The organism is Acidovorax sp. KPB24-07, assembly GCF_057543315.1.
In genome coordinates, this window is record NZ_BAAJYS010000271.1 from 1 (window position 1) to 4579 (window position 4579).

The window sequence follows — 4579 nt, forward strand, 5'->3', positions numbered from 1 at the left end:
CGGCCGGTGCGCCCTGGCCCGCGCTGCCGGGCAAGGCGTCGGGCCCCGGGGCCGTTCTACATCGTTTGGCCGGTGGCCGACGGCGTGCTCAGCGAGCAGTGGCCCTATGCCGTGGCCCGGCTGCACGTGCGCGAGTCGCCGGAAAAGCGCTGGCCCCGGATCGGCGTCGCGCCCGAGGTGCCCGCGGGCGATGCGCGCCGGCGCGGCCAGGCGATCTTCGTGGCGCAGTGCTTCGTCTGCCACACCATGAACGGCGGCGGCGAAGCGCGCCTGGGGCCCGACCTGAACCTGCCGATGAGCCCCGTGGAGTACTTCCAGCCGCAGGCGCTGCGCCAGCTGGTGCGCAACCCGGCCAGCGTGCGCCAGTGGCCCGGGCAGTCGATGCCCGGCTTCGCGCCGGACCGGCTCAGCGACAGCGATCTGGACGATCTGGTGAGCTACCTGCAGCACATGGCCCGCGAGCGCCGCGGGGCGCGCTGAGAACGGCGCGGCGGGCCGCCGATGGGGGGCCGTGGCGGCGCCGGAAGCACTTTTCATTTGCTGAAATTTTGAGCAGCTACAATCCTGCCTCCTTTTTCAGCACGCGCTGCCTCCCCCCTCCCATGCACATCGGCCACATTCCTTTGGCGAACCGCCTGTTCGTCGCCCCGATGGCGGGCGTCACGGACCGGCCGTTCCGCCAGCTGTGCAAGGCGCTGGGGGCGGGCTACGCGGTGAGCGAGATGGTCACGTCGCGCAAGGACCTGTGGGACAGCCTCAAGACCTCGCGCCGGGCCAACCACGAGGGCGAGCCCGGCCCCATCGCCGTGCAGATCGCCGGCACCGACGCGCAGATGATGGCCGAGGCCGCGCTCTACAACGTGGACCGGGGCGCCGAGATCATCGACATCAACATGGGCTGCCCGGCCAAGAAGGTCTGCAACAAATGGGCGGGCTCCGCCCTGATGCAGAACGAGGCCCTGGCCCTGGAGATCGCCGAGGCCGTCGTCGGGGCCTGCGCCCCGCGCAACGTGCCCGTCACGCTCAAGATGCGCACCGGCTGGAGCCAGGAGCACAAGAACGCCGTGGCCCTGGCCCGGGCGTTCGAGGGCGTGGGCATCCAGATGCTGACGGTGCACGGCCGCACGCGAGAGCAGGGCTATCGTGGCCAGGCCGAGTACGACACCATCGCCGCCGTGAAGGCCGCGGTGCGCGTGCCGGTGGTGGCCAACGGCGACATCACCTCGCCCGAGAAGGCGCGCGAGGTGCTGGCCGCCACGGGCGCCGACGCGATCATGATCGGGCGCGCGGCGCAGGGCCGGCCGTGGATCTTCCGCGAGATCGGCCACTACCTCGCGACGGGCGAGCACCTGGCGCCGCCGCTGGTGGCCGAGGTGCGGCGCCTGCTGCTGGACCACCTGCAGGACCACTATCGCCTCTACGGCGAGTTCACCGGCATGCGCAGCGCGCGCAAGCACATCGCCTGGTACGTGCGGGCCCTGCCCGGCGGCGAGGCGTTCAGGCAACACATCAACACCATCGAGGACTGCTCCGAACAGTGGCACGCGGTGGCCCACTATCTGGATGCGATCGGGCAACGGATGGACCGGCTGCCCCCCGCGCACACCGAGGACGCAGACCCCAGCGAAAAACAGGAAGACCTGGCGGCATGAGCAAGAAACACATCGAAGAGTGCGTGCGGGAGAGCCTGCAGGGCTACTTTCGCGACCTAGGGGGCGAGACGCCGGACGGCATGTACGACATGCTGGTGCGCGTGGTCGAAAAGCCCCTGCTGGAAGTGGTCATGAGCCACGCCGACAACAACCAGTCCCGCGCCGCCGAATGGCTGGGACTGAACCGCAACACCTTGCGCAAGAAGCTGGTGGAGCACAAGCTGCTGTAACGGCGGTTGCTACATATTTAATAGCAATATGCCCTAGTGGATATTGCGCTGAAGCCCGATTTCAATCAAACCCCACCCCCTGCCATGAACGCACTTCTCTCCGTCTCCGACAAGACCGGCATCGTTGAATTCGCCCAGGCCCTGCACGCGCTGGGCATCCGGCTGCTGTCCACCGGCGGCACCGCCCAGCTGCTGGCCAAGGCCGGCCTGCCCGTGACCGAAGTGGCCGAGGTCACGCAGTTCCCCGAGATGCTGGACGGCCGCGTGAAGACGCTGCACCCCAAGGTGCACGGCGGCCTGCTGGCGCGCCGCGAGCTGCCCGAGCACATGGCCGCGCTGGCCGCGCACGGCATCGACACCATCGACCTGCTGGTGGTCAACCTCTACCCCTTCGAGGCCACGGTGGCCAAGGCCGGCTGCACGCTGGCCGACGCGATCGAGAACATCGACATCGGCGGACCCGCCATGGTGCGCAGCGCCGCCAAGAACTGGAAGGACGTGGGCGTGGTGACCGACGCCGCGCAGTACGAGAGCGTGCTGGGCGAGCTGAAGGCGTCGGGCAAGCTGTCGGACGCATTGCGCTTCGGCCTGTCGGTCGCCGCGTTCAACCGCATCGCGCAGTACGACGCGGCCATCAGCGACTACCTCTCGTCCGTCACGTTCGAGGCCGAGAAGCTGGCCGAGGACTACGTGCCCGCCCGCACGGCCTTCCCCGGCCAGAGCAACGGCATCTTCACCAAGGTGCAGGACCTGCGCTACGGCGAGAACGGCCACCAGCAGGCCGCGCTGTACCGCGACCTGTACCCCGCGCCCGGCTCCATCGTCACCGGCGTGCAGCTGCAGGGCAAGGAACTCTCGTACAACAACATCGCCGACGCCGACGCCGCCTGGGAATGCGTCAAGAGCTTCGACGTCCCGGCCTGCGTGATCGTCAAGCACGCCAACCCGTGCGGCGTGGCCGTGGGGCTCGATGCCCTGGGCGCCTACGGCAAGGCGTTCCAGACCGATCCCACCAGCGCGTTCGGCGGCATCATCGCCTTCAATCGCCCGGTGGACGGCGCGGCGGCGCAGCAGATCGCCAAGCAGTTCGTGGAGGTGCTGATGGCCCCCGACTTCACCGCCGAGGCGCTGGAGGTCTTCAAGGCCAAGGCCAACGTGCGCCTGCTCAAGATCGCGCTGCCCCCGGCGCTGGACGCGGCGGAATACGCGCTGGGCAGCAACACGCCCTGGCACCGCGGCCGCAATGCGGTGGACGCCAAGCGCATCGGCTCGGGCATGCTGCTGCAGTCGGCCGACAACCATGAGCTGTCGATGATCGACATCAAGGTCGTCACGAAAAAGCAGCCCACGCTGGAAGAGATGGAAGACCTGCTGTTCGCCTGGAAGGTCGCCAAGTACGTCAAGAGCAACGCCATCGTGTTCTGCAAGGGCGGCATGACGATGGGCGTTGGCGCCGGCCAGATGAGCCGCCTGGACTCGGCGCGCATCGCCAGCATCAAGGCGCAGCACGCCAACCTCTCGCTGGCAGGCACGGTGGTGGCGAGTGACGCGTTCTTCCCCTTCCGCGACGGCCTGGACGTGGTGGTGGACGCGGGCGCGACCTGCGTCATCCAGCCCGGCGGCAGCATGCGCGACCAGGAAGTGATCGACGCCGCCGACGAGCGCGGCGTGGCCATGGTGTTCAGCGGCGTGCGCCACTTCCGCCACTGAGCCGGTCGGCAGGAACCTTCCCCAAGCGCGAAGGCCCTGCCAGCGCGGGAAAGGCAGACCCTGCCTTCCTGCGCTGGCAGGGCCTTCGCCGTTGCGGCGTGTCAGGTCACCCGACCGTCTGCACGGACTGGCGCACGCTGCCGGCGCCCTGCACCTTGCTGGGGTCACCCGCCATCACGTTCACCGGCGTCTTGCCGCCATCCACATCGGTGTTCGCGATGTTGACGGTGGAATGCCTGGAGTCGAAGCGGAAGGTGAAGGCCTTGAGGTTCTGCAAGGTCGAATCGGAGATGTCCACGTTCGCCGTGATCGGGTAGCCGCCGCGCGTGACCGCCAGCTGGCCGATGTTGTCGGCGTAGATGCCCTGGAGCTTCAGATTCACGTCACCATTGATCTGGATCGCCTTGTCGTGGCTGTTCTGGAACGACGAGTTCGTGATCTCCACCTGGGCCGGGCCGCTCGGAAGGTCCTTCGCCGAGATGCCGGCGCGCTGGGCGTCGACCGCCTTGTTCTCCGCGCCGTCCACGGTGACGAAATCGTCCCCGGTCTGCAGGCCGTGCACGTTGTCCAGCTTGGCATCGCCCAGCAGGTGGATGCCGTCCCCGCCCTTGAACTGCAGGTTCTTGATCGATGCGCCCGGCTCGAGGATGAACATCGGCAGTCGCGTCTCCGCGGTGCCGCCGCCGTTCAGCCCGGCGCCGGCGTTGAACAGCTTGCCCTCCCCGTCGTAGGTCGTGCCCGCCTTCACGATGATGGGCTTGTTCACCTCTTCCACGCCCGTGGGCTCGGCGACCTTCATGTTCGCCGGCGGCTTGGTGACGGCTGCATTCGTTGACGGGGATGGGGCTGCGGTGGGGGCTGACGACGGCGCGGTCGCCGGTGCCTTGCCGCCCGAACCCACCTCCGTGGGGGGGCGGCGGCGCAGGCGTCGGCGATGGCTTGGGCGCGTTCGCGATCGTGGACGGGTCGGGGCGTGGGGCGCCGCTG

The 4579-nt window shown here is 68.7% G+C and carries 5 protein-coding genes; 4 read left to right on the plus strand and 1 reads right to left on the minus strand.

The window, feature by feature from the left end; translation table 11 throughout:
• From AC27IQ_RS19030 to purH, 4 genes are all read left to right on the plus strand, one after another.
• The coding region (locus AC27IQ_RS19030; protein ID WP_487090406.1) for a c-type cytochrome at positions 1–480 on the plus strand (480 nt) is incomplete at its 5' end.
• A gap of 122 nt (positions 481–602) precedes the next feature.
• Complete coding sequence (dusB, locus tag AC27IQ_RS19035; protein WP_487090407.1) at positions 603–1652, plus strand: tRNA dihydrouridine synthase DusB; 1050 nt, start codon at positions 603–605, stop codon at positions 1650–1652.
• Entirely contained in the window at positions 1649–1882 is a 234-nt protein-coding gene (locus AC27IQ_RS19040) for a Fis family transcriptional regulator (RefSeq protein ID WP_005799570.1), read from the plus strand. Before dusB ends, AC27IQ_RS19040 begins: the two co-directional genes overlap by 4 nt.
• 84 nt (positions 1883–1966) lie before the next feature.
• Positions 1967–3592 carry a bifunctional phosphoribosylaminoimidazolecarboxamide formyltransferase/IMP cyclohydrolase gene (gene purH / locus AC27IQ_RS19045; RefSeq protein ID WP_284408047.1) on the plus strand — a complete coding sequence of 542 codons (1626 nt, stop codon included), beginning with the start codon at positions 1967–1969 and terminating at the stop codon, positions 3590–3592.
• A gap of 106 nt (positions 3593–3698) precedes the next feature.
• Here the strand turns inward: purH and AC27IQ_RS19050 are convergent, their stop codons facing one another.
• Positions 3699–4391: a pectate lyase gene (locus tag AC27IQ_RS19050; RefSeq protein WP_487090408.1), complete on the minus strand. Its 693-nt coding sequence runs from the start codon at positions 4389–4391 to the stop codon at positions 3699–3701.
• Between the last annotated feature and the right edge of the window lie 188 nt (positions 4392–4579).